This window comes from Streptomyces sp. NPDC087901, from assembly GCF_044742205.1.
GTDB lineage: Bacteria > Actinomycetota > Actinomycetes > Streptomycetales > Streptomycetaceae > Streptomyces.
Genome location: NZ_JBIUUC010000003.1, coordinates 131,812 through 155,811, shown reverse-complemented (window position 1 = coordinate 155,811; position 24,000 = coordinate 131,812). Strand labels below are relative to the sequence as shown.

Below are 24,000 nucleotides of genomic sequence, written 5' to 3'. Positions count from 1 at the left end.
CGCGCCGTAAATGCGGTCGCGGTCGGTGGCGCCCGGCTGCCACCATCCCCGTATGACGGCAACCCCCGATGACGCGCAAGCAGCAGCAGAAGCGGCAGAAGCGACGGCGGCAGCAGAAGCCGCCGCAGCCTCGGAACGGGCCCGGTTCGAGGCCCTGGTCGCCGAGGCCGATGCCGTCTCCGTGGCCGGCTGGGACTTCTCCTGGCTCGACGGCCGGGCCACCGAGGAGCGCCCCTCCTGGGGGTACGCCCGCGCCATGGGGGAGCGCCTCGGCAGGGCGAGGGCGGCGCTCGACATCCAGACCGGGGGTGGCGAAGTGCTCGCTTCCGCACCGAAGTTGCCGCCGCTGACCGTGGCCACCGAGGGCTGGCCGCCGAACATCGCCTGCGCCACCGCGCTTCTGCATCCGCTGGGAGCGGTGGTGGTCGCGGACGAGGACAAGCCGCCGCTGCCGTTCGGAGACGCGGCTTTCGATCTGGTGGTCAGCCGCCATCCGGTCACCACGTGGTGGGAGGAGATCGCCCGGGTCCTGGCCCCCGGCGGCACGTACTTCTCGCAGCAGGTCGGTCCGGCCAGTGTCTTCGAGCTCGTCGAGTACTTCCTCGGCCCGCAGCCGCCGGAGGTACGGGGCGGCCGCGATCCGGAGCAGGCGCGTGCGGCGGCCGAGGCGGCCGGTCTCGACGTCGTCGACCTGCGGATGGAGCGGCTGCGCACCGAGTTCCTCGACATCGGCGCCGTCGTCTACTTCCTGCGCAAGGTGATCTGGATGGTGCCCGGCTTCACCGTCGGCGCGTACCGGACCCAACTGGCCGCGCTGCACCACCGGATGGAGACCGAGGGGCCGTTCGTCGCCCACACCACCCGCTTTCTGATCGAGGCCCGCAAACCCGGGTGAGCCCGAACACCCCTCCCACGCCCGAAGGGTGGCACCCTGGGGGCTGAGCGCACGGGGAAGGAGCAGGCCATGAGGGTCGGCAACGACGAGGAAGCGGCGCGCGGCCCGCGGCAGGGGAACGCCGAATGGCTCAGAGGCGCCCGGATCGTCGGCGTCCTCGGCATCTTCTACCGGCCCGAGGGGCGCATGGGCGAGCCGGAAGCCGTCGCCTTTCTGCTGGCCGACGGCCAGTCCGTGCTCCTGACCTGCACGTCCGACGGCAGCCTGCACGTCGGCGCCGGTACCTGGCCGCACCTTCCCGACTGGTGCGTACCCGCCGCCCAGTGGGAGTTCGCCGAGATGGCGCGGCTGCCGCAGCCGCCCGACGGCGGCTGGACGGTGCTGAGTACCGAGGAGCGCAGGGACGAGCGGGGCGAGGTGAACGAGGCCGTCATCCGCTGCGAGGGCGGCCGCTTCGTGGTGACCGGCGGCGACACCGTGGGCATCCGCTTCACCCGGGGCCACCGGGGCGCGGCCGCCGTGACCTGACGGCGCGCGCCGCGGCCCGGTCCGGCAGCATGCCGCCGCACCCTACGCGTGCCCGCCGACCGTCACCTTTCCCACGGTCAGCTCCGGCTTTCCCTCCATCACCTCACCCACCCGCTCCACCTGCTGCTCCAGCTCCCGGAGCTGTCCGGCAGTCAGCGGGGACAGCGGCTCCACCGTCACCGCGATCCGCCGGCCCGAGCGGCGCTGGTGCCACACCCCCGCCACGGTGCCGTCGACCAGCAGCACCGGGAAGTTCCCCGCCTGACCGCCCGCCAGCGCCCGGGTGGAGGCCGCGCCCGGGAAGAGCTTCTCGCGGGGCTGGGACGCGATGACGAACGCGTCGAAGTAGGGGAGCAGCCGCACCCCGCGCACCGGCTGCGAGGGGAAGGCGGTGTCGCCGGCCGCCACCCAGGCCGGGCTGCCGTCCTCGTGCACCACCTCTTCGATCTCCCCGTCAGCCGCCAGCCCCGCGAACAGGTCGGCTGCCCAACGTGCGGGGGAGGCCAGCCATTTGGCGAAGTCCTGCGGGGTTGCGGGGCCGTACGCGTACAGATAGCGGCCGACGAGTGCGGCGAGCGCCTTCGGTCCGTCGAGCGGGGTGACGTCCGGGCGGGTGTACGTGACCTTGCGGCCGCGGTCCTGGCCGAAGCAGAGGAGTCCGCGGTGGGACGCCAGGTGTGTCACCTGCCGCCAGCGCGGCCACAGGGTCTGGAAGGCGGGCACCACCGGCTCGCCGGCCCAGGCCCCGGCGCGGGCGATGACCGCCTCCGTGAGCTCGTCGACGGTCAGCTCCGCGCCGGTCAGGGCGTCGGCGATCGCGGCGAGCACCTGCTCGGTCTGCTCCGGGGTCATCCGCACCCCTTCCGGCTGGGTGTTGCGGCCCACCGGCAGTGCGGACAACGCTCCGGTCCACAGCGGCAGTTCGGCCGCGGACACCAGGTGGACCGTGCCGCGCGGCCCGAACGTCTTGATCAGGGCCCGGTCCGACCACAGGGCCTTGCGTACATCGGCACGGGTCAGGTCCCGGCTCCGCAGCCCCACGGAGAGCTCGGCGGCGGACAGGACCTGCGCGTGCGCGGCGGGCATCGACTCGACCACCGTTGCCGGGGCGGCGGCAAGCGGGTCCGTCAGGCCCTGGCGCTCCATCCGGCGGGTGTTCGCTCCGGCCCAGGTCGCGGTCGCGCTTCGCGTCGTCATGTATCGAAAGCTACCGGCCCATCAGGTCAGATCCTGTCCTCATGGCCGGCCCCGCACGCGGCCTCCGCGTGCAGCCGGAGGCCCTCGACCGAGGACTCGGGGCCGCGGGGCGCCGCCACCCGCGACCGGAATGTGCACATCCTGTGCACGTCCTGCGGGCGCATTCGGCGTCAAGGCGGTGCCGCCGGACGTTCGTGCAGCTCCGGGGCCTGTGGAGCACCGGATTCCGTGCCCGTAGCGGAGTCCGTCACTCTCGGAGAGTAATTATTTGGTGGCGTGGCACGCAGCAGCACTTACGAAGGGTTATGGTGGAAACCCCCCCTCGGGCCGGTCCGTAACCCCCCCCCACGGACCGGCCCGTTTTTTTGTGCCCCGGTACCGCAGGGCCCGTACCACCGGGTCCGTACCGCAGGCGCGGTCGTGAGCCCGGCAGTCCGTTCAGGCCCGTCCGGCCCAGATATTGGTGCCCGCGGTGTCCACGGCGAAGGTGTCGATCTCCTTCAGCTCTTCGGCCGACAGCGTCGGTCCGGCCAGTGCCGCGACGTTCTCCTCCAGCTGCCCCACGCTCGACGCGCCGATCAGAGCCGACGTCATACGGCTGTCGCGCAGCACCCAGGCGATGGCCAGCTGGGCGAGCGACTGGCCGCGGCGGCGCGCGATGTCGTTCAGCCCGTTCAGCCGGCGGACCACCTCGTCGGAGAGCAGGTCCGGGTTGAGGGACTTGCCCTGCGTGGCACGCGAACCCTCGGGGATGCCCTTCAGGTACTTGCCGGTCAGCAGCCCCTGGGCGAGCGGCACGAAGGAGATGCAGCCCATGCCGGCCGTCTCCAGGGTGTCCAGCAGCCCGTCGTCCTCGGTCCAGCGGTTGATCATCGAGTAGGACGGCTGGTGGATCAGAGCCGGCACGCCCATCTCCTTCAGCAGCCGGGCCGCCTCGGCGGTCTGCGCGGAGTTGTACGAGGACACCCCCACGTACAGCGCCTTGCCCTGCCGGACGGCGGAGGCCAGCGCCCCCATCGTCTCCTCCAGCGGAGTGTCCGGGTCGAAGCGGTGCGAGTAGAAGATGTCGACGTAGTCGAGCCCCATCCGCTTCAGCGAGGCGTCGAGCGACGACAGCAGGTACTTGCGCGAGCCCCACTCGCCGTACGGGCCGGGGTGCATGTCGTACCCCGCCTTGGTGGAGATGATCAGCTCGTCGCGGTAGGGGGTGAAGTCCTGTCCGAAGATCTTCCCGAAGTTGAGCTCGGCGGAGCCGGGGGGCGGGCCGTAGTTGTTGGCCAGGTCGAAATGGGTCACGCCGAGGTCGAAGGCGCGGCGCAGGATGGCGCGCTGCGAGTCGAGTGTGCGGTCGTCGCCGAAGTTGTGCCAGAGGCCGAGCGAGACGGCCGGGAGCTTGAGGCCGCTGCGGCCGGTGCGGCGGTACTCCATGGAGTCGTAGCGCGAGGCGGCGGCCCGGTAGGAGGAAGAGGAATCAGTCACGTTTCCCTCCTTATCACGGACTTGTGACAGGCCGGGTTGGGCCGGTGCGCCGCCTGCGCAGTAATGTGGCGGCTTCGGGACTGCACGGCACGGCGGGGCGATCGCCCCCTTCCGGTGCGGCGATCCCCAGGTGGACGATCCCGGACCCCGGGCAAAGGGGCGGGCGTGCCCGCACGGAACCGAGAGGTGGACTCAGTGAACTTGCGCGACCTGGTGTACGGGCTCTACGCACGCCGGGTGGAGGCCCGCCTCGATCACGCCCAGGTGCCCAAGCACATCGGCGTCATCCTCGACGGAAACCGGCGCTGGGCGAAGGCGTCCGGCGGCACCGCCGCGCAGGGGCACCAGGCCGGTGCGGACAAGATCAAGGAGCTGCTCGGCTGGTGCAGTGAGACCGATGTCGAGGTCGTCACGCTCTGGATGCTCTCCACGGACAACTTCGACCGGCCCGAGTCCGAGCTCATCCCGCTCCTCGGCATCATCGAGAACACCGTGCGCGACCTGGTGGAGGACGGGCGCTGGCGCGTCCACCACGTCGGCACGCTCGACCTGCTGCCCGCGCACACCCAGACGGTCCTCAAGGAGGCCGAACAGGCCACGGTCGGGGTCGACGGAATACTGGTGAACGTCGCCGTCGGCTACGGCGGGCGCCAGGAGATCGCGGACGCGGTGCGCTCCCTGCTGCTGGACCACTCCGAGAAGGGCACCTCCTTCGAGGACCTGGCGGAGATCGTCTCCACCGACCTGATCTCCGAGCACCTCTACACCCGGGGGCAGCCGGACCCCGACCTCGTGATCCGTACCAGCGGCGAGCAGCGGCTGTCGGGCTTCATGCTCTGGCAGAGCGCGCACTCCGAGTACTACTTCTGCGAGGTCTTCTGGCCGGCGTTCCGCCGCGTCGACTTCCTGCGGGCCCTGCGCGACTACGCGGCCCGCCATCGCCGCTACGGCGGCTGAGGGCTGTCCCCTGATCCCTCAGGGCCTTTCGTTCGGATCAGGCAGGGCTCGTGGCCTCACGCCGGGAGGCCACCCGGCCGACGGCTTCGACCGGAACCGGCCAGGTCGGCATGGCTTGGCGTGTTCGAGGGCATACCCCTGACAGGTCGACGTCCGGTCACCAACCAGGCGGACGTCGTGTCCAAGTGAGCGGCATGGAGTCCGCTCGCCCGGGAGGCCCTTTGCACACGAAGGACCGTACATACAGTGCGGCCGACGCGGAGGGCCGGCGCTCGGCCCGCGCAAGGTGGCCGGAGCCCGGCCCGTCCTCTCCCATTGGGATGCTCCGCGACGCCGTCGCACCCCAACCTCGTCCGAGGGGGTACGTCCTTCCGTGGTGACCAGCACAAAGCGCCGCATGCCCGACAGGCGCACCTATGTTCTCGACACCAGCGTCCTGCTGGCCGATCCGAACGCCATGGCCCGGTTCGACGAGCACGAAGTCGTGCTCCCGATCGTCGTGGTCACGGAACTGGAGGCCAAACGGCACCATCCCGAGCTCGGGTACTTCGCCCGGCAGGCCCTGCGCCTGCTGGACGACTTCCGGGTCCGGTACGGCCGGCTGGATGCCCCGATCCCCCTCGGGGATCTGGGCGGGACGCTCCGTGTCGAACTCAACCACTCCGATCCCGGCGTCCTTCCCGCCGGCTACCGGTTGGGGGACAACGACTCACGGATTCTCGCGGTCGCACGCAATCTCCAGGCCGAGGGGTACGACGTCACGGTCGTCTCCAAGGACCTGCCGCTGCGCATCAAGGCGTCATCGGTCGGCCTCCTCGCCGAGGAGTACCGGGCGGAACTCGCCATCACCGACTCCGGCTGGACCGGGATGTCCGAACTATCCCTATCCGCCGAACAGGTGGACCTGCTCTTCACCGAGGAGACGCTGTACGTCCCCGAGGCCGCCGAGCTGCCCGTGCACACCGGCCTGGTCCTCCAGTCCGAACGGGGCAAGGCGCTCGGCCGGGTGACACCCGAGGGCAGTGTCCGGCTCGTCCGTGGCGAACGGGAGGCCTTCGGTATCCACGGGCGCAGCGCCGAGCAGCGCATCGCCCTGGACCTGCTCCTGGACCAGGACGTCGGCATCGTGTCGCTCGGCGGCCGGGCCGGCACCGGCAAGTCGGCGCTGGCGCTCTGCGCGGGTCTCGAAGCGGTGCTGGAGCGCGGGCAGCACAAGAAGGTGATGGTCTTCCGTCCGCTGTACGCGGTGGGCGGGCAGGAGCTCGGCTATCTCCCCGGCAGCGAGGCCGAGAAGATGAGCCCCTGGGCCCAGGCCGTCTTCGACACCCTCTCGGCGGTCTCCGGCCGCGAGGTGATCGAGGAGGTGCTGGGGCGCGGCATGCTGGAGATCCTGCCGCTCACCCACATCAGGGGCCGGTCCCTCCATGACGCCTTCGTGATCGTCGACGAGGCCCAGTCGCTCGAACGGAACGTCCTGCTGACCGTGTTGTCCCGGATCGGGTCGAATTCCCGCGTGGTGCTCACACATGACGTGGCCCAGCGGGACAACCTCCGGGTCGGCCGGTACGACGGAGTGGTCGCCGTGGTCGAGAAGCTGAAGGGACACCCGCTCTTCGCGCATGTGACGCTCACGCGTTCGGAGCGCTCCCGCATCGCCGCACTGGTGACCGAAATGCTGGAGGAAGGCCAGATCTAATACGGATTGGGGCAGTTGATGCCGCCCGGCGAGCCAAGGAGCTTAGCCGGGCGGCATCGTGTTGCGGCGCCATTTCCGTAATTCACTTGCTCCAAACGAGGTGTGAGCTTTCCCACGCAACAGAGAATTGCTTCCCGGTGTCCCGTTCCGGCAGAGTCTTGCTTCCGTCAGGCCCCGCATACGGCACACCGGCACCTCCAGAGGTGCCACGCACCACACAACTCAACAGCCGCCGTCCGTATGCCGCCCGCGAGCACCACGCGGCACTCCCTCGGGAGTCGCCCACCGGGCCCGTGCCTCCCGTGACCCAAGCAGTAGGGAGGCCAGTGTCAGGGGCACGATTGCGCCCGCGAGGTCACCTAAGCGGGCGATGCTGGAAGGACACCGTGTGAGCCGGATCTCGGTCCGGGGGTTCGCCGTGGCATCTGCCACAGCGGTAACCACCGTTGGCGCCGTCGTAGGCGTTGCAGCAGGCAGCACTCCCGCTGCTGATGACAACAACTTCGAGGCGACCGCAGCCGACACCACGCTGCTCGCAGACATCCCCGCGGGCCAGCAGGCCCAGGTGCAGACCGTATCGCTGACGCAGCAGGCCGACGCCCAGGCGTCCGCGGCCGACGCGTCGGCGAAGAAGTCCGCCGAGGAATCAGCCCGTGTGCAGGCCGCCAAGGACGCCAAGTCCAAGAAGGCGGCGGCCGAGGACAGGCTGGAGAAGGAGCGTCAGGAGAAGAAGGACGCTGCCGAGCGTGCCAGCCGCTCCGAGGTGCGCAGCGCCTCCGCGTTCGCCACCCAGGGCTCGTACAGCGTTGCCGAGGTCCAGGCGATCGCACGGCAGATGGTGCCCGCCGACCAGTTCCAGTGCTTCAGCAACATTGTGAACGTCGAGTCGAGCTGGAACTACCGGGCGAGCAACCCGTCCTCCGGCGCCTACGGTCTCGTCCAGGCGCTCCCCGGCTCGAAGATGTCCTCGGCCGGAGCCGACTGGATGACCAACCCGGCCACGCAGATCAAGTGGGGCCTCAACTACATGAACAGCGGCCGCTACGGCAGCCCGTGCGCCGCCTGGTCCTTCTGGCAGGCCAACCACTGGTACTAGAACCTTCCGAGGTTCAGGTCTCAACCTCACGAAGCCCCTCACCGTCATACGGTGAGGGGCTTCGCGCGTGTACGGTCGGGCGGAGCCGTTCCCGGGGGGAGCGGTGGGGAGAGCGGACGGGGGTAGAGGAACCGTTATGTCGAAACTGCCGGGGTGGCTCGGACAACTGGGTGCTGAACTGACCAGGCTGGGAGAGCGCCTGGACGAACGGCGGGCCGAAGCGGCGGCCGAGGACGACGACGTCGCGCACGAGGGGGCGCCGGTGACAACGGCCGCCGGGCGCGCGCCGGAGGCCGGGAGCGCCAAGACCGCGGCCGCGGCCGACCATGTGCCGCCGCCGCCCGCGTACGCCCCCTCCGTCTCCGCACGTCCCGATCCGGTCGCGGCCATCCCCTGGGGGATGCGGGTCGCGGCCGAGGCGGGCTGGCGCCTGCTGGTGCTCGCCGGCACCCTCTGGGTGCTCATGCGGGTCATCAGCGCTGTCCAGCTGGTGGTGCTGGCGTTCGTCGCCGCGCTGCTCGTCACCGCGATGCTCCAGCCGACCGTCGCCCGGCTGAAGCGGTACGGGCTGCCACGCGGACTGGCCACCGCGGTCACGGCGATCCTGGGCTTCGTCATCATGGGTCTGGTCGGCTGGTTCGTGGTCTGGCAGGTCATGGACAACATCGACACCCTCTCCGACAAGGTGCGGACGGGAATCGACGACCTGAAGAACTGGCTGCTGGACAGCCCGTTCCATGTGACAGACAAACAGATCAACGACATAGCGAAGAACCTCAGCGACACCGTCGGCACCAACACGGAGGCGATCACCTCCGCCGGACTGCAGGGCGTCACCGTGATGGTGGAGCTCCTCACCGGGATGCTGCTGGCGATGTTCTCCACGCTCTTCCTGCTGTACGACGGAAAGCGCATCTGGCACTGGGTGCTCAGGCTCGTGCCCGCCCAGGCCCGGCCGGGTGTCGCCGGTGCCGGCCCGCGCGCCTGGCGGACGCTGACCGCCTATGTGCGGGGCACGGTGATAGTCGCCCTGATCGACGCCATCTTCATCGGCCTCGGAATCTTCTTCCTCGACGTGCCGATGGCGGTGCCGCTGGCCGTCTTCATCTTCCTGTTCGCCTTCATCCCGCTCGTCGGGGCGGTCGTCTCCGGGGCACTGGCGGTGGTCGTCGCCCTCGTCACCCAGGGTGTGTTCACGGCGCTGATGGTGCTGGCCGTGGTGCTCGCGGTGCAGCAGATCGAGGGCCACATCCTGCAGCCGTTCATCCTGGGCCGCGCGGTGCGCGTGCATCCGCTGGCCGTGGTCCTCTCGGTCGCCGCGGGCGGCATGATCGCCGGCATCGGGGGCGCCGTCGTCGCGGTGCCGCTCGTGGCGGTGACCAATACGGTGGTCGGCTATCTGCGGACGTACGGGCAGGAGGAGTCCCGCCGCCACTCGCCACCGCCGCACGGCTCGACCTCACTGGACGCGGCACCGAAGCCCGCTCCCGGCTCGCCTCCGGAGGAGTTCGACGACGGCAGCGACGAGGAGCCGGCGGCGGACGCACCGAAGGCGCTCCGCTCGGAGACATAGGGGCGGACTCGGCGGACGGGCCCGGGGAGGGCCCGGACTCGGAGGCAGGGCCCGTGGAAGGCCCGGACACAAGGAAGGGCCTCTCGAAGGTCCGGACACAGAAGAAGGGCCCCTCGGACGGTCGGTCGTCCTCGGGGCCCTTCTCGTATCAGGGGTACTGCGGGTGCTACTCGGCGAGGACGGCCTCGGCCTCGAGGGTCACACCGACCGCCTGGATCACCGAGGCAATCTTGACGGCTTCCTGAATGGTCTCACGGTCCACGCCGGCCTTGCGCAGCACCTGCTCGTGGGAGTCCAGGCACTGGCCGCAGCCGTTGATCGCGGAGACGGCGAGCGACCACAGCTCGAAGTCGACCTTATCCACGCCCGGCTTGCCGATCACGTTCATCCGCAGGCCGGCCCGGAGGTTGCCGTACTCGGGGTCCGACAGCAGGTGCCGGGTCCGGTAGAACACGTTGTTCATCGCCATGATGGCGGCGGCCGACTTCGCGGCGGTGTACGCCTCCGCGGAGAGGTTGGCCTTCGCCTCCGGCTCCAGCTCGCGCAGCACCTTCGGCGAGCGCGAGGCGATCGCGCAGGCGAGGACGGTGCCCCACAGCTGCTGCTGCGGGAGCTCGCTGTTGCCGATGACCGAGCCGAGGTTCAGCTTCAGGTCCTTGGCGAAGTCCGGAACGGCGGCCTTCAGTTCGTCGAGTGCCATGTCGGTGTCAGCTCACTCGCCCGAGAGGAGCGCGACCGGGTCCAGGGTGGTCTCGCCCTTGGTCCAGTTGCACGGGCACAGCTCGTCGGTCTGCAGGGCGTCGAGGACCCGCAGGACCTCCTTGGGGTTACGGCCCACGGAACCGGCGGTCACCATCGTGAACTGGATCTCGTTGTTCTGGTCGACGATGAAGACGGCGCGCTGCGCGAAGCCGTCCTCGCCCTCGATGCCGAGGTCACGCATGAGCTCGTGCTTCGAGTCGGCCAGCATCGGGAAGGGCAGGTCGGTCAGGTCCGGGTGGTCCTTGCGCCAGGCGTGGTGCACGAACTCGGAGTCACCGGAGAAGCCGAGGATCTGCGCGTCACGGTCGGCGAACTCCTCGTTCAGCTTGCCGAACGCGGCGATCTCGGTGGGGCACACGAAGGTGAAGTCCTTCGGCCACGCGAAGACGATCTTCCACTGACCCTCGTAGGTCTTGTGGTTGATCTGCTCGAACTCCTTGCCGCTCTCCAGCGAAACACAAGCGGTCAGGTCGAACTCGGGGAACTTGTCACCGACAGTGAGCACGCGCTCTCCTTGCAGCGTAGGAATTCCCTTTTTGGGGGAGTTCCTGAGGGTTGGACGGTCTCCACCTTGGCACAGAGTGCATTGATCGCGGAAATAGCTACACTCGGTCGTGATGATCGGAGGTGCCTATCAGTGGCCCAGAGTAATCAGGGCATCCGGCCCAAACAGCCCAGCCTCTCGCAGCTGCGAGCCTTCGCCGCCGTGGCGGAGTATCTGCACTTCCGGGATGCCGCGGCCGCAATCGGGATGAGTCAGCCCGCCCTCTCCGGGGCCGTGTCCGCGCTGGAGGAGGCACTGGGTGTCCAGCTCATCGAGCGTACGACGCGCAAGGTGCTGCTCTCGCCCGCCGGTGAACGGCTCGCCGTGCGGGCGCGGGCCGTCCTGCACGCCGTCGGCGAGCTGATGGAGGAGGCCGAGGCGGTCCGGGCGCCGTTCACCGGAGTGCTGCGGCTCGGTGTGATCCCGACCGTCGCCCCGTATCTGCTGCCGGCCGTGCTGCGGCTGGTCCACGAGCGCTACCCGGACCTCGATCTCCAGGTGCACGAGGAGCAGACCTCCTCGCTGCTGGAGGGGCTGGCCGCGGGACGGCTCGACCTGCTGCTGCTCGCGGTGCCGCTCGGGGTGCCGGGTGTGACGGAACTCCCGCTCTTCGACGAGGACTTCGTCCTGGTCATGGAGCGCGACCACTGGCTCGGCGGACGTCAGGACATCCCGCGCGAGGCGCTGCGGGAGCTGCCGTTGCTGCTGCTCGACGAGGGGCACTGCCTGCGCGACCAGGCGCTCGACATCTGCCGTGAGGCGGGGCGTACGGAGGGCGCGCCGGTCACCACGACCGCGGCCGGGCTCTCCACGCTGGCGCAGCTGGTGGCCGGAGGGCTCGGGGTGACGCTGCTTCCGCGAACTGCGGTGACGGTCGAGACCGCCCGCAACGACGCGTTGACCACGGGGTACTTCGCGGACCCGGCCCCCGCGCGGCGGGTGGCGCTGGGGATGCGGACCGGGGCGGCCCGGCACGAGGAGTTCGAGGAGTTCGCGGCGGCGCTGCGCGGGGCGATGGAGGCCCTGCCGGTACGCGTGGCGACGGCCGGCCGGACCTGAGCACAGGTCCGGCCGGCCGCGGCGCTACTCGGTGCGCAGCCCGTCGGGGCGCATCAGGCGCCACAGCGTGGGCAGCGAGAGCAGGGTGACCAGCAGGATGAGCGAGGCGCCCGCGCCCGCCAGCGGCAGGAACAGCCACCAGCCGGTCACCTGCTTGCCGACCATCCAGCACAGGGTGGCGCCGAGGGCGAGGCCGCCGGCCACCGCCACCGCGAGCCCGATGACCACCGGGATCGCGGTCTGCCACAGCACCGACCAGCCGAGCGTGACCCGGCGTGTGCCGAAGGCGACCAGGACCGACAGCAGTCGCCTGCGCTCACGCAACTGCTCCAGCTGGGAGACCAGCATGGACGCGGCGATCAGCAGCAGGATGGCGGTCGCGCCGACCTGGAGACCGGTCTGGATGCTCGCGTACTGCCGGTCGCGCTCGACCGAGTTCATGGTGACCAGGCGCATCCCGGGGTCGATCCGGGCCGCCGTGTTGCGTACGTACTCGGCGGCGTCCGGAACGCTCTCGTCGATGCGGATCTGCGAGACGGTCTCGGCTCCGGGCAGGGTCCGTGCGTCGATCGCTCCGGGGGTGACCATGATCCCCCAGTGGTCCTCGCCGCTCGGATCGGTCCGGCTCCCGACGGTCCGGGCATCGGCCGGCAGGGTCCAGTGCAGCGGCTTGCCCCGGCCGTAGGAGTCGAACTCAAGGACCTTGCCCTTGCGGGCGGTCTCGTCGACCCAGCCGGCCTGTCCCTTGTCCTTGGGGTGGACGACGAAGGTGTCGCCGTCCCGGCAGGACGTGATCCGTGCGAGTTCGCGCAGGGTCGGGCAGTCGCCGACGGTGAACGAGGTGGTGGGCTGGATCTCGTCGTCCGTGTACTTTCCCGGCTTGGTCGCGTAGGCCTCGACCGTGCCGATGACCTGGGTGACGCCCTTGGTGGCCCGGAACTCCTTGATCGTCTGGACGGCGGCGTCGCCCCTGACGATTTCCGAGTGGGCGTAGAACTGGGCGCGTGAGGTGTCCTGGCCGGTGATCCTGTTGAAGTCGTCGTTCATCGCGGCGAACAGCATCTGCAGGGCTACCGCACCGGCCACGGCGACAGTGACGCCGCTGACCGCGCGGGAGGCGGCCCCGCTGCTCAGCTGGAGCCGGCGGGTGGCCAGCTGCCAGGGGACCGGGCCGCCGCGCAGCCGCCCGACGCAGGCCTCGACCAGCCAGGGCAGGAGCAGGGCCAGCCCGACGAGGACGAGCACCGCGCCCCCGGCGACCGGGTACGGGTTGACAACGCTGTACTCGTCGATCTTGCCGCCGAGTCCGAAGACCGCGAGCCCGGCGACCGGGAGCAGCAGGCGCCACCAGAGGCGGCGCCCCCGGTTGCGGCCGTTGCGTACGACGCCGAGCGGCTCGATGGCCACGGACCGCATCGCCGCCAGGGTCACGAGCACCGCGGTGAGCGGAACGGCGAGGGCGATCAGGACGCACAGCCGGGCGTCGGGGGCCAGGTCGGAGGGGAAGGCGCTGGAGTCCCAGACCTCGACGTATCCGATGAACTGCCGCCCCGTCAGGAACAGGGCCAGCCCGATGAGAAGGCCGAGCACCGAGCCGAAGAGTGCCTCACCGGCCGCGATCCGGCGGGTCATCCGGATGTCCGTACCGACCAGGCGCAGGGCGGCGAGCCGGCGGTCGCGGCGGTCGCCGCCGAAGCGTACGGCGGTGGCGATGAAGATGGCCACGGGGGCCAGCAGCACCACACAGACCATGATGGTCAGCACGATGAGCATCGGCGGCAGCGGATCGGACGGTCCGGGGTTGCCGTATCCGGCGATCCGGTGGCCGCCCGTCGCGCTGGTCAGGGTGTCGCTGCCGGCGTAGAACCACAGCTCGCCGGGTGAGCGCAGCCCTTCGTCCGCGATCGTGCCGGTCACCTCGTAGGGCAGCCGCTCCTTGAGCAGTGCGTTCGCCGGGGAGGCGAGGAGCTTTTCCAGCGCGGGGGAGACCACCATCTCGCCGGGGGCGGGGAGTTCGCCGATCCCCGGGGGGACGACCGGGTGGTCGCCGTCCGCACGCATCAGGAAGCCCGTGATGGAGCGGTCGTGGTACTCGGTGCTCGCCTCTATCCGCAGGACCGTGCTGTCCGACTTCTCCGCCGAGGCGTCGGGGGAGTCCGAGACCCTGGTCTCGGAGCGGGCCTGGTCCCGGGCCGACCGCTCGTCGAGCATGTGGGGCACGGAGGAAGCGGTGAGCAACAGCGCCACACCGAGACCCACGCCTACGGCGGTGAGCAGGGTGCGGATCCAGCCCTCGCGGCCGCCGCCGGCGGCGAACCGGATGCCGAGTGCGAGATCGCGCAGCCAGGGGGCGGTGCGGGAGGGGGCTTCGGGAGGGAGCACCGGGCCGGCCGGGGTCCTCTTCTCGTCGAGCAGCGTCATACGGCGTGCTCCAGATCGCGGGCCCGGCCGTCGCGGACGGTGATGTCGCGGTCGGAGTAGGCGGCGACGCGGGCTTCGTGGGTCACGAGCACAACGGCGACGTTGGAGGAGCGGGCCGCGTCGGTGAGCAGCTGCATGACGCGCTCGCCGTTGAGTGAGTCCAGGGCGCCCGTCGGCTCGTCGGCGAAGATCACCTTCGGGGAAGCGGCGAGGGCGCGGGCCACGGCGACGCGCTGGCCCTGGCCTCCGGACACCTCGCCGGGACGCTTGGCGCCGATGTCGTCGACCTCCAGGCGCTCCATCCACTCCAGGGCGGTGCGTTCGGCGGCCTTGCGGCGGGTGCCGTTCAGCCGCATCGGCAGGGCGACGTTCTCCACGCAGGTCAGCTCCGGGACGAGCTGGCCGAACTGGAACACGAAGCCGAACTCGCTGCGGCGCAGGGCGCTGCGCTCGGCGTCGGACATCGTGGACAGCTCGCGTCCGGCGTAGGTGATGGTGCCGGAGTCCGGGGTGATGATGCCGGCCAGGCAGTGCAGCAGGGTGGACTTGCCGGAGCCGGAGGGTCCCATCACGGCGACGACCTCGCCGGGGTGGACGGAGAACGAGGCGCCGTCGAGGGCGGGGGTCGGCCCGTAGGCCTTGTGCAGATCATGGGCGGCGAGCAGGGAGCCGGCGGGAATCACGGGGCCACCACCTTCGCGAGCTGGCCGAGTCGCGCGGCGGTGAGCTCCAGCCAGCGCAGATCGGCTTCGAGATGGAACAGTGCGTGGTCGCAGATCAGCTGGTCGGCGAGGTCGCCCTGACGCTTGCGGTCGGTGAGGATGCGCATCATGCGCAGGTGCTCGGAGCGCTGGGTGTCCAGCACGTCGGCGGCGCTGCGGCCGGTGAGCATGGCCAGGACGACCTTGGTGTACAGGGTCGACTGGAGGTACGGCTCCGGCTTCTCGGGCTGCGCGAGCCAGGTGGCGACATCGGTGATTCCGGCGTCGGTGATGGCGTAACGCTTGCGCTCAGGACCACCGTCGGTCTCCACGCCGTCGACCTCGACGAGGCCGTTCTTGAGGAGCCGGGACATCGTCGAGTAGACCTGTCCGTAGTGCAGGGGACGGTCGTGCCCGAACTTCTCGTCGAAGGTCCGCTTGAGGTCGTAGCCGTGGCGGGGGCCGGACTCCAGGAGCCCGAGCAGGGTGTGGCCGATAGACATACCGAGGACTGTACACGGTGTGTATACCTGGTGTGTATACCGGCCTGGTGCGGGTCATCCCTTTGAGTGACCAGGGATCAGGGACCAGGGACCGGTGGCCAGTGGTCGGTGACCGGTGGCCGGGGCGGCGCCCCGGTGGTCACTCCGGGTCCGGCGCCTTCGGCGGTCGTCCCCGGCGGGGGATCGGGGCCGCGCCGCCGGGCAGGCGTCCCGCCTCCGCGAGTGCCCGCCGCAGCAGGAACTCGATCTGCGCGTTCGCGCTGCGCAGCTCGTCCGAGGCCCAGCGCGCCAGCGCGTCGTGCACGGCGGGGTCCAGCCGCAGCAGCATCTGCTTGCGCTGCTGCGGCCCGGACTGCGGCGCACGGCGCCGCGGGGTCTGATCGGTCACTGGTAGAGCGTGCCCGTGTTGAGGACCGGCTGCACCGCGCGGTCGCCGCACAGCACCACCATCAGATTGCTGACCATGGCTGCCTTCCGCTCGGGGTCGAGCTCGACGATGTCCTGCTCGGCGATCCGGGTCAGGGCCATTTCGACCATGCCGACCGCCCCCTCCACGATCAGCTGCCGGGCCGCGACCACCGCTCCCGCCTGCTGGCGCTGCAGCATCGCGGAGGCGATCTCGGGGGCGTACGCGAGATGGCTGAAGCGGGACTCGATGATCCGTACGCCTGCCGCCTGAACCCGCGCCGTGAGCTCCACGGCCAGCTTCTCGGTGATCTCCTCGGCGTTGCCCCGGAGCGAGAGGCCGCCCTCCTCGTGGGCGTCGTACGGGTACTCGATCGCGATGTGCCGGACCGCCGCCTCGGTCTGGGTGGCGACGAACTCCAGGAAGTCGTCGACCTCGAAGAGGGCCTGCGCGGTGTCCTCGACCTTCCAGACGACGATCGCGGCGAGCTCGATCGGGTTGCCGTAGGCGTCGTTGACCTTGAGGACCGCGGTCTCGTGGTTGCGGACCCGGGTGGAGATCTTGCGGCTGGAGGTCAGCGGGTTGATCCAGCGCAGGCCGTCGGTGCGGATCGTTCCCACGTACCGGCCGAAGAGCTGGATCACCCGCGCCTCGCCCGGTGCGACCATCTTCACACCGCCCATGCAGAAGAACGACGCGATGACGAGCAGCACGCCCAGGATGCACACCGGGATGCCCACGCCGTTGTTCCCGTTCGACCCGATGACGCCGCCGAGGATGGCGAGACCGACGCCGACGATCACTCCGATCACGGTCAGCAGGAGTCCGAGGCCGCCGGCGATGCTGTGCGCCGTCGTCTCGCGGACCTGCGGTTCCGGCATCTGGGGCGCGTCGGGCGTGAGGTCGGCCTGCGGCCCGGCAGGCGTGTGCGGGTTGAGCGGTTCAGTCATGGAATCCCCCGTTTCGCGTGGCTAGCTGTTCGCTAGCAATGTGATTACACATTAACGGTTTTCGCAACCCTGCGCACCTCTCGTGAGTCGGTTCCCATGGGAACGGGTGCTGATTGTCACGTCCGGAAAATGCGGGATCGCTCGCTTTTTGTCCTTGCCAACGGTGTTAGCTGGCATGTCCGAGCTGATCCGGTCGAGCAGAGAAACGGGAGCAATACAGCAATGGGTCGAGCGGATGCGCGACGAGCCCAGGGGCGCGGGTCGCGACGGGCCGGGAAGAGCGGCGGCGGCATACGCAGGCTCTTCACCTGGCGGAAACTACTGGGCGCCACCTTCACCGTCTGCCTGCTGGGCATGGGTGGCTTCGCCGTGCTCTACATGCTCGTGGACGTCCCCGAGGGCAACGCCCAGGCCAAGCTGCAGAGCAACATCTACAAGTACTCCGACGGGACTCTGCTGGCCAGGACGGGTGAGGTCAACCGGGAGATCGTGGACCTCGCGCAGGTGCCCAAGGAGGTCCAGATGACCTTCGTCGCCGCCGAGAACAAGTCCTTCTACGACGACCAGGGCGTCGACTTCAAGGGCACCGCGCGCGGCCTGCTGAACACCGTTTCCGGCAAGGGCAAGCAGGGTGGCTCGACCATCACCCAGCAGTACGTCAAGAACTACTACCTCGACCAGGACCAGACGGTCACCCGCAAGCTCAAAGAGCTGGTCATCTCGCTGAAGGTCGACCAGAAGCGGAGCAAGTCGGAGATCCTCGCCGGGTACATCAACACCAGCTTCTACGGCCGGCAGGCCTACGGCATCCAGGCCGCGGCGCAGGCGTACTACGGCAAGGACGCCAAGGAACTGGACGTCGCCCAGGGCGCCTACCTCGCCGCCCTGCTCCAGGCGCCCAGCCAGTACGACTGGGCGGTCGCCGGCCCGAAGGGGAAGGCGCTCGTCAAGGAGCGCTGGAACTACGTCCTGGACAACATGGTCGAGGAGAAGTGGCTGGACGCCGGCAAGCGCCAGGGCCTGAAGTTCCCGGTTCCGCAGGACCCCAAGCCGCTGAACGGGGTCGCGGGACAGAAGGGGTACATCGTCGACGCGGCCCGCAAGGCGGTGCTGGAGGAGACGGGCCTCAGCAGTGAGCAGTTCGACCTCGGCGGCTGGACGATCACCGTCAACATCGACAAGAAGAAGCAGCAGCAGCTGGAGAAGTCGGTCGAGACGAAGCTGATCGACAACCTGGACACGAAGAAGCGCAAGCTCGACCAGGACGTCCAGGCCGGTGCCGTCTCGGTGGATCCGAAGACCGGTGCGGTGATCGCCCTGTACGGCGGGCGAGGCCAGAACGAACACTGGACGTCGAACGCGGCCCGTACCGACTTCCAGCCCGCCTCCACCTTCAAGCCGGTCATCCTCGCGGCCGCCCTCGACCAGGAGTCGTTGACGCAGGACGATCAGGAGATCACCGCCAACACGCGTTACGACGGCACCAGCGAGCGCCCTGTCGTGGGCAGCGACGTCGCCTTCGCGCCGGAGAACGAGGACGACCAGAACTACGGCTCGGTCACCGTCCAGACGGCGATGAACAAGTCCATCAACTCCGTCTTTGCGCAGATGGGCGTGGACGTCGGCATGGACAAGGTGCTGCAGACCGCGGGCGAGCTGGGCATGGGCGTGAAGGGCCTTGCGGCCGTGCCCGCGCAGACGCTCGGCTCCATGGGCGCGAGCCCGATGGAGATGGCCGGCATCTACGCGACGCTCGACAACCACGGCAAGAAGGTCACCCCGCAGATCGTGAAGTCGGCCGTGCACCAGGGCGAGGACCCGGTGCAGATGCCCGACGCCATCGGCGACCAGGTGATCAGCCGCCAGGCCGCGGACTCCGTGACCTCCGTGCTGACCGGTGTGGTCGACGACGGTACGGCCCACGCGGCGGTGCGCAACGCCGAGGGACTCGCCGACCAGCAGATCGCGGGCAAGACCGGTACGTCGGACGACAACAAGTCGGCCTGGTTCACCGGATACACGCCCGATCTCGTCACTTCGGTCGGTCTGTTCGGCGAAGCGGCCTTCGCCCGTACCGGCGACGACGGCAAGAAGATCCACAAGAACGACCAGGTGACCCTGAAGGGCGCCGGCGGCGGCGGCCGCGTCAACGGTGGTGGCTTCCCGGCCCAGATCTGGGCGGACTTCACCGCGAAGGCCATGGGCGAGCCGAGCAAGTTCGTGCTCGACACCGACATGGGCGCCGCGGTCACCCCGCCGCCGGACACCAGTTCGCCGAGCGCGACCACGTCGCCCTCCGAAGAGACCACCCCCTCCGACGAGCCGACCACCGAGGGCCCCACGACCGAGCCGCCCGCGGAGTCCGAGTCGCCGGTGACCACGCCGCCCGCCACCCCCACCGGGGAGCCGACGACCGAGCCGCCCACCGGCCCGTCGACCGAGCCGGGGCCGTCCACCACCCCCGAACTCCCGCTGGACCCGGGGGACAACAACCGGCCGGACAGCGACAACGCCGTGACACGTTGACCGTCTGACACGACCGGTCGAGTCGCCGAAACGGGCGGTGTACGAGGAGAAGTCCTCGTACACCGCCCGTTTTCCGCGTTCCGGACGCACAGTGGGACTCCCGGCACCTGTGGATCGGCCGACAGCCGACAGCCGACAGCCGACAGCCGACAGCCGTCGGCTTCAGGCCGCCCCGGGTCCGGGTTCCGAGGGCACGGAACGCGGGGTGACGGGGACTCCGGTCACTGCCCCCGGGTGGGCATCTCGAACCAGACCACCTTGCCGGTCGACAGACGCGTCGCGCCCCACCGCCGGGCCAGCCGGTTCACCAGGAACAGACCGCGGCCGCCCTCGTCCATGTCCCGCGCCCGGCGCTGCCGGGGCAGCTGCGGGGAGTCGTCGCCGACCTCGCAGCGCAGGATGTCGGTCCGCAGCAGCCGCAGGGTCACCGGCCGTTCCGCATACCGCACGGCGTTGGTCACCACCTCGCTGACCAGGAGCTCCACCGAGTCCGAGAGATCGTCGAGCCCCCACCGGCTGAGCGCCCGGCGGGCCAGCCTGCGGGCCCGGCCCGGGGCGGAGTCCTCCGGTTCCAGGAACCAGTACGCCACGTCGCTCGGCGCGATCCCGTCGAAGCGGGCGGCGAGCAGCGCGATGTCGTCGTCCCGGTCGCCAGGGCCGAGCATGTCCAGCACGTCGTCGCAGAGGGCCTCCAGCGGCGGCGAGTGGTCGGGGCCGGTCAGCCGGGCCGTGGCGGCGAGCCGCTCGCGCAGCTGCTCGATACCCGTCCACACGTCCCGCAGTCGCGATTCCACCAGACCGTCGGTGTAGAGGAGCAGGGTGGCGCCCGCGGGCGCGTCCAGCTCGACGGCCTCGAAGTCCACTCCGCCGACGCCGATCGGGGCGCCCGGCGGCACCTTCAGCACCTCGGCGCGACCGCCGAGGTGGAGCAGGACGGGCGGCGGGTGGCCGGCGTTGGCGATGGTGATGCGGTGCGCGACCGGGTCGTACACCGCGTACAGGCAGGTCGCCATGCGGTCGCTGCCGAGCCGCTGGGCCTGCTCGTCGAGGTGGTGCAGGACCTCCTGCGGCGGGAGGTCGAGCCCGGCCAGGGTCTGGGCGGTGGTGCGCAGCTGGCCCATGATCGCGGCGGAGGTCATGGAGTGGCCCATGACGTCGCCGACGACGAGGGCGACCCGGCTGCCGGGCAGCGGGATGGCGTCGTACCAGTCGCCGCCGACCCGGGCGGTCTCGGCGGCGGGGAGGTAGCGGGAGGCCAGCCGGACGCCGGTGGGCTGCGGGAGCGAGTCGGGCAGCATGGTGCGCTGGAGCTCGTCGGCGATGTACGCCTCGCGGCCGTACAGCACGGCCTTGTCGATGCCGAGCGCGGTGTGCGTCGCCAGCTGGGCCGCGACCAGCAGGTCGTTGGCCTCGAAGGGCGGTCGCTCGGTGCCGCGCAGGAAGACCGCGGCGCCGATCACCCGGCGCCGGCCGCGCAGCGGGGCGAGGATCGCCCGGTGGCCGGACGGCACGGTACGGTCCGCGCCGAGCAGCTCAGGCAGCGCGACCCGGGCCGCGGCGGAGTCGCCGAAGACCGGCCGCACCCCGCGCAGCACCTCGGCCAGCGCGCCGCCGGCCAGGACCTCGCACAGTTCGGACGCGGGCGTCAGGTCGGCCTGTGGGTCGACGGTGGGCAGCCGCAGCCGCTCGGTCTCCGACAGGTGCTCGGTGTCCTCGTCGCTCAGCCGCAGCCGGTCGGAGCGGCGCAGCCGCAGCACGAACGGGTTGACGGGCCGCTCGTCGCCGACCGGCAGGGGGTCGCGGAGGTAGACGAGTATGGCGTCGGAGAACGTCGGCACACTGGCCCGGCACAGCCCCAGAACGATCTCGTCCAGGTCTATCCCGCGGGCGATCCGCCTGGTCGCGGCCCCCACGAAGCGCAGCCGGTCGCCCTCGCGACGGGCCGCGGCCTGCGGGTCGGGGCCGGCCGCGGGGCCCGTGCCGGCCGCGGCCGGGCCGGGGCTCTTGGCCGGGGCCGGGATCGCCGCGGTGGCAGGTGCGGCCGCCGCGGCGGCGTCGCGCTGCCGCGGCCGGGTGCGTTCCTGCGGCCGGGCGGCGAGAGGCTGCCGGCCTTCGTGGGAGGTGGGGTGCTCCGTCACGCGTGGGGTTCCGTCCGTCCGGGCCGGTTGTATGAGGCAATCACCTCGTGGAGCGCTACTGTGCCCCGGCATGAGCGGCAATCACAACGGATGACCTCTCGTGCCCCGGGACGCGGGGCCGAAACCGGATGTCCGCACGGGGCGTCGTTGACAACGTTTCCGGCGTCCGGTCGGCGGCCATCGAGCACGTCTCCACCCCCTCGTCGTGACTCATGCGATTCAGGCAACTCGTGCGACTCGTACGACTGATGCGATTCATGAAGCGTGCAACGTGTGCGATGGCTCGGTGATTGGTGGTCAGGTCGTGTGCCGCGCCCGTCGGTTGGGGCGGCGCTGATCTTCTGGGGACGATCCTACGTTTGCCCCACTGGGGTGCATCAAGGGTCTCACGACGGCATGGGGGAGGGGGTGCGGTACCGGTCATCCGGCGGCCGGTCCCAGTCGGCGGGCAGCGCGGGCACCCGCCAGTGCGGATCGGGCCGCCAGTCCTCCCAGCCGTCCCGGAACGGCGCCCCCCAGTCGCGGATCACCCCGACCGCCGCCCGCCCCGCCGCACGGACCTGCCGGGCGGCGGCCGGGGTCATCAGGCCGACCTGCTGGGCCTGGGCGAACTCGTCCTCGTCGCGCCAGAGCCAGCTGTGGTCCGGGTAGACCGAGATGTCGAGGAAGTGGTCCTCGGAGTCGATGCCGCCGGCCCAGCGGGTCCGCGGTTCCTCCAGGTTCACGTACCAGCTGCGGAACTCCCAGCCCCGTTCCCAGAACAGCCAGACGGACCACGGTTCGCCGGGCCGGGCCAGCTTCAGCACCCCGTTGCCCAGCCAGGGCGAGCGGGCGGTGGTGCGCGGGGCCGTGTACCGGGTGGCGAGCGGCTCGGCGTGCACCTCGGTGCCGTCCGCCAGCACCGGCTTCACGCACTCGGTGCCGGGGGCGACCCAGACGGCGAGCAGCTCGTCGGTGTCCTGGACGACGGTGACGGGGCGGCAGATGTGTACGGGGTTCGGGGTCCGGCCGGGCCCGGGGCCGTGCCGCAGCGGTCCGTTGCCGCGGTAGCGCCACAGGATCTGATCACCCGGCGCCCAGCGCTCGGTCTCTCCGGTACCTGTCATGGAGAGATCTTAGAGATCGCACCCCTCTCCCGCAGCGATGCACGTCACGGACGAGTCATACGCAACACGTCCAGCGCCTCGTCGAGCTGTTCCACGGTGAGGTCGCCGCGCTCGACATAGCCCGAGGCCAGCACCACCTCGCGGATGGTCCGGCGCTCGGCCAGGGACTTCTTGGCGACCTTCGCGGCCTCCTCGTAACCGATGTACTTGTTCAGCGGGGTGACGACGGACGGTGAGGACTCCGCGTACTCCCTGGCCCGCTCCACGTTCGCCGTGATCCCGTCGACGGTACGGTCCGCGAGCAGCCGGGAGACGTTGGCCAGCAGCCGGACGGACTCCAGCAGGTTCTTCGCGATGACCGGGAGCATGACGTTCAGCTCGAAGTTGCCCGCCGCTCCGGCGACGGCAACCGTCGTGTCGTTACCCGTCACCTGGGCGGCGACCATCAGCACGGCCTCGGGAATGACCGGATTCACCTTGCCCGGCATGATCGAGGACCCCGGCTGGAGGTCGGGGAGGCTGATCTCGGCGAGTCCGGTGCGCGGACCCGATGCCATCCAGCGCAGATCGTTGGAGATCTTGGTGAGGGAGACCGCGATCGTGCGGAGCTGGCCGGAGGTCTCGACGAGCCCGTCCCGCGCGCCCTGCGCCTCGAAGTGGTCCCGGGCCTCGGTGAGCGGCAGTCCGGTGGCGCGGGCGACCTCGGCGATGACGGCGGCGGAGAAGCCGGGCGGGGTGTTGATGCCGGTGCCGACGGCCGTGCCGCCCAGCGGCAGCTCGGCGAGGCGGGGGAGCGAGGCGCGCAGCCGCTCGATGCCGTAGCGGATCTGGGCGGCGTAGCCGCCGAACTCCTGGCCCAGGGTGACGGGGGTGGCGTCCATCAGATGCGTACGCCCCGACTTCACCACCTCCGCGAACTCGGCGGACTTGCGCTCCAGAGCCGCCGCCAGATGGTCCAGGGCCGGGATCAGCTCCCCCGTCACCGCACCGGTCGCGGCGATGTGGATGGAGGAGGGGAAGACGTCGTTGGAGGACTGCGAGGCGTTGACGTGGTCGTTGGGGTGGACCTCGCGGCCGAGGCGCTCGGTGGCGAGCGTGGCCAGGACCTCGTTGGTGTTCATGTTCGACGAGGTGCCGGAGCCGGTCTGGAAGACGTCGATCGGGAAGTGGGCGTCCCAGCGCCCCTCGGCGACCTCCGCCGCGGCCTCCTGAATGGCCCCGGCGATCTCCGGGTCGAGCACCTTCAGCTCGGCGTTCACCTTGGCCGCGGCCGCCTTCACGCGGGCCAGGGCCTCGATGTGGGCCCGCTCCAGGCGCTGTCCGGAGATCGGGAAGTTCTCCACGGCCCGCTGGGTCTGGGCCCGCCACTTGGCGTCCGCGGGGACCTTCACCTCGCCCATCGAGTCGTGCTCGATGCGGTAGCCGTCACCGGCCGCTGCGGTCTTTCCCTCGTCCGTCATCGT

Annotated in this window: 20 protein-coding genes; 8 read left to right on the top strand and 12 right to left on the bottom strand. The window is 70.5% G+C overall.

Features of this window, described 5'->3' with window-relative positions:
• The first annotated feature begins 52 nt into the window (after positions 1-52).
• Positions 53-895: a class I SAM-dependent methyltransferase gene (locus ACIOEW_RS10195; RefSeq protein ID WP_401963119.1), complete on the top strand. Its 843-nt coding sequence runs from the start codon at positions 53-55 to the stop codon at positions 893-895.
• 69 nt (positions 896-964) lie between these two features.
• A complete protein-coding gene (locus tag ACIOEW_RS10190; RefSeq protein WP_401963117.1) occupies positions 965-1,423 on the top strand; it encodes a hypothetical protein in 459 nt (152 codons plus the stop codon).
• A 42-nt stretch (positions 1,424-1,465) separates the two neighbouring features.
• Here the strand turns inward: ACIOEW_RS10190 and ACIOEW_RS10185 are convergent, their stop codons facing one another.
• Together ACIOEW_RS10185 and mgrA are read right to left on the bottom strand one after the other, a co-directional pair.
• On the bottom strand, positions 1,466-2,620 hold the full coding sequence (locus tag ACIOEW_RS10185; protein WP_401963116.1) for a winged helix DNA-binding domain-containing protein: 1,155 nt from the start codon (positions 2,618-2,620) through the stop codon (positions 1,466-1,468).
• A gap of 438 nt (positions 2,621-3,058) precedes the next feature.
• The gene (mgrA, locus tag ACIOEW_RS10180) at positions 3,059-4,099 is read right to left on the bottom strand and encodes an L-glyceraldehyde 3-phosphate reductase (RefSeq protein ID WP_362551251.1); all 1,041 of its coding nucleotides are present in this window, start codon (positions 4,097-4,099) and stop codon (positions 3,059-3,061) included.
• Between the two features lie 195 nt (positions 4,100-4,294).
• On the opposite strand from mgrA, the gene ACIOEW_RS10175 reads away from it, so the two are divergent.
• From ACIOEW_RS10175 to ACIOEW_RS10160, 4 genes are all read left to right on the top strand, one after another.
• Positions 4,295-5,056, top strand: a complete 762-nt coding sequence (locus ACIOEW_RS10175) for an isoprenyl transferase (protein ID WP_401963115.1) — start codon at positions 4,295-4,297, stop codon at positions 5,054-5,056.
• 373 nt (positions 5,057-5,429) lie between these two features.
• Complete coding sequence (locus tag ACIOEW_RS10170) at positions 5,430-6,752, top strand: PhoH family protein (RefSeq protein ID WP_362551248.1); 1,323 nt, start codon at positions 5,430-5,432, stop codon at positions 6,750-6,752.
• Positions 6,753-7,140: 388 nt separating this feature from the next.
• Positions 7,141-7,848, top strand: a complete 708-nt coding sequence (locus ACIOEW_RS10165; protein WP_401963113.1) for a transglycosylase SLT domain-containing protein — start codon at positions 7,141-7,143, stop codon at positions 7,846-7,848.
• A gap of 136 nt (positions 7,849-7,984) precedes the next feature.
• Positions 7,985-9,421 carry an AI-2E family transporter gene (locus ACIOEW_RS10160; RefSeq protein WP_401963112.1) on the top strand — a complete coding sequence of 479 codons (1,437 nt, stop codon included), beginning with the start codon at positions 7,985-7,987 and terminating at the stop codon, positions 9,419-9,421.
• A 166-nt stretch (positions 9,422-9,587) separates the two neighbouring features.
• Here ACIOEW_RS10160 and ACIOEW_RS10155 read toward each other — a convergent pair whose 3' ends face one another.
• Entirely contained in the window at positions 9,588-10,121 is a 534-nt protein-coding gene (locus ACIOEW_RS10155; RefSeq protein ID WP_401963110.1) for an alkyl hydroperoxide reductase, read from the bottom strand.
• Positions 10,122-10,133: 12 nt separating this feature from the next.
• The gene (locus ACIOEW_RS10150) at positions 10,134-10,688 is read right to left on the bottom strand and encodes a peroxiredoxin (RefSeq protein WP_123461343.1); all 555 of its coding nucleotides are present in this window, start codon (positions 10,686-10,688) and stop codon (positions 10,134-10,136) included.
• A 132-nt stretch (positions 10,689-10,820) separates the two neighbouring features.
• Between ACIOEW_RS10150 and ACIOEW_RS10145 the strand changes: the two genes are divergently transcribed.
• Positions 10,821-11,786, top strand: coding sequence for a hydrogen peroxide-inducible genes activator (locus ACIOEW_RS10145; protein WP_401963108.1), 966 nt, complete (start codon positions 10,821-10,823; stop codon positions 11,784-11,786).
• Positions 11,787-11,810: 24 nt separating this feature from the next.
• On the opposite strand, the gene ACIOEW_RS10140 is transcribed toward ACIOEW_RS10145, so the two are convergent.
• The 5 genes from ACIOEW_RS10140 to ACIOEW_RS10120 form a co-directional block, all read right to left on the bottom strand.
• Positions 11,811-14,207: an ABC transporter permease gene (locus ACIOEW_RS10140; protein ID WP_401963106.1), complete on the bottom strand. Its 2,397-nt coding sequence runs from the start codon at positions 14,205-14,207 to the stop codon at positions 11,811-11,813.
• Positions 14,204-14,890, bottom strand: a complete 687-nt coding sequence (locus ACIOEW_RS10135; RefSeq protein WP_362551234.1) for an ABC transporter ATP-binding protein — start codon at positions 14,888-14,890, stop codon at positions 14,204-14,206. Before ACIOEW_RS10135 ends, ACIOEW_RS10140 begins: the two co-directional genes overlap by 4 nt.
• The gene (locus tag ACIOEW_RS10130) at positions 14,887-15,411 is read right to left on the bottom strand and encodes a PadR family transcriptional regulator (protein ID WP_350989130.1); all 525 of its coding nucleotides are present in this window, start codon (positions 15,409-15,411) and stop codon (positions 14,887-14,889) included. The genes ACIOEW_RS10135 and ACIOEW_RS10130 overlap by 4 nt, the downstream gene beginning before the upstream one ends.
• Positions 15,412-15,550: 139 nt before the next feature.
• The gene (locus tag ACIOEW_RS10125; protein WP_327709086.1) at positions 15,551-15,799 is read right to left on the bottom strand and encodes a hypothetical protein; all 249 of its coding nucleotides are present in this window, start codon (positions 15,797-15,799) and stop codon (positions 15,551-15,553) included.
• Complete coding sequence (locus ACIOEW_RS10120; RefSeq protein ID WP_401963103.1) at positions 15,796-16,767, bottom strand: SPFH domain-containing protein; 972 nt, start codon at positions 16,765-16,767, stop codon at positions 15,796-15,798. Before ACIOEW_RS10120 ends, ACIOEW_RS10125 begins: the two co-directional genes overlap by 4 nt.
• A 222-nt stretch (positions 16,768-16,989) precedes the next feature.
• Between ACIOEW_RS10120 and ACIOEW_RS10115 the strand changes: the two genes are divergently transcribed.
• On the top strand, positions 16,990-19,293 hold the full coding sequence (locus ACIOEW_RS10115) for a transglycosylase domain-containing protein (RefSeq protein ID WP_401963101.1): 2,304 nt from the start codon (positions 16,990-16,992) through the stop codon (positions 19,291-19,293).
• Positions 19,294-19,514: 221 nt separating this feature from the next.
• On the opposite strand, the gene ACIOEW_RS10110 is transcribed toward ACIOEW_RS10115, so the two are convergent.
• From ACIOEW_RS10110 to ACIOEW_RS10100, 3 genes are all read right to left on the bottom strand, one after another.
• Positions 19,515-21,431 (bottom strand): SpoIIE family protein phosphatase, encoded by a 1,917-nt coding sequence (locus tag ACIOEW_RS10110; protein WP_401963099.1) that lies wholly within the window; start codon positions 21,429-21,431, stop codon positions 19,515-19,517.
• A 386-nt stretch (positions 21,432-21,817) separates the two neighbouring features.
• On the bottom strand, positions 21,818-22,537 hold the full coding sequence (locus ACIOEW_RS10105; RefSeq protein ID WP_362551221.1) for a DUF402 domain-containing protein: 720 nt from the start codon (positions 22,535-22,537) through the stop codon (positions 21,818-21,820).
• 44 nt (positions 22,538-22,581) lie between these two features.
• Entirely contained in the window at positions 22,582-23,997 is a 1,416-nt protein-coding gene (locus ACIOEW_RS10100; protein WP_401963097.1) for a class II fumarate hydratase, read from the bottom strand.
• Positions 23,998-24,000 lie beyond the last annotated feature (3 nt).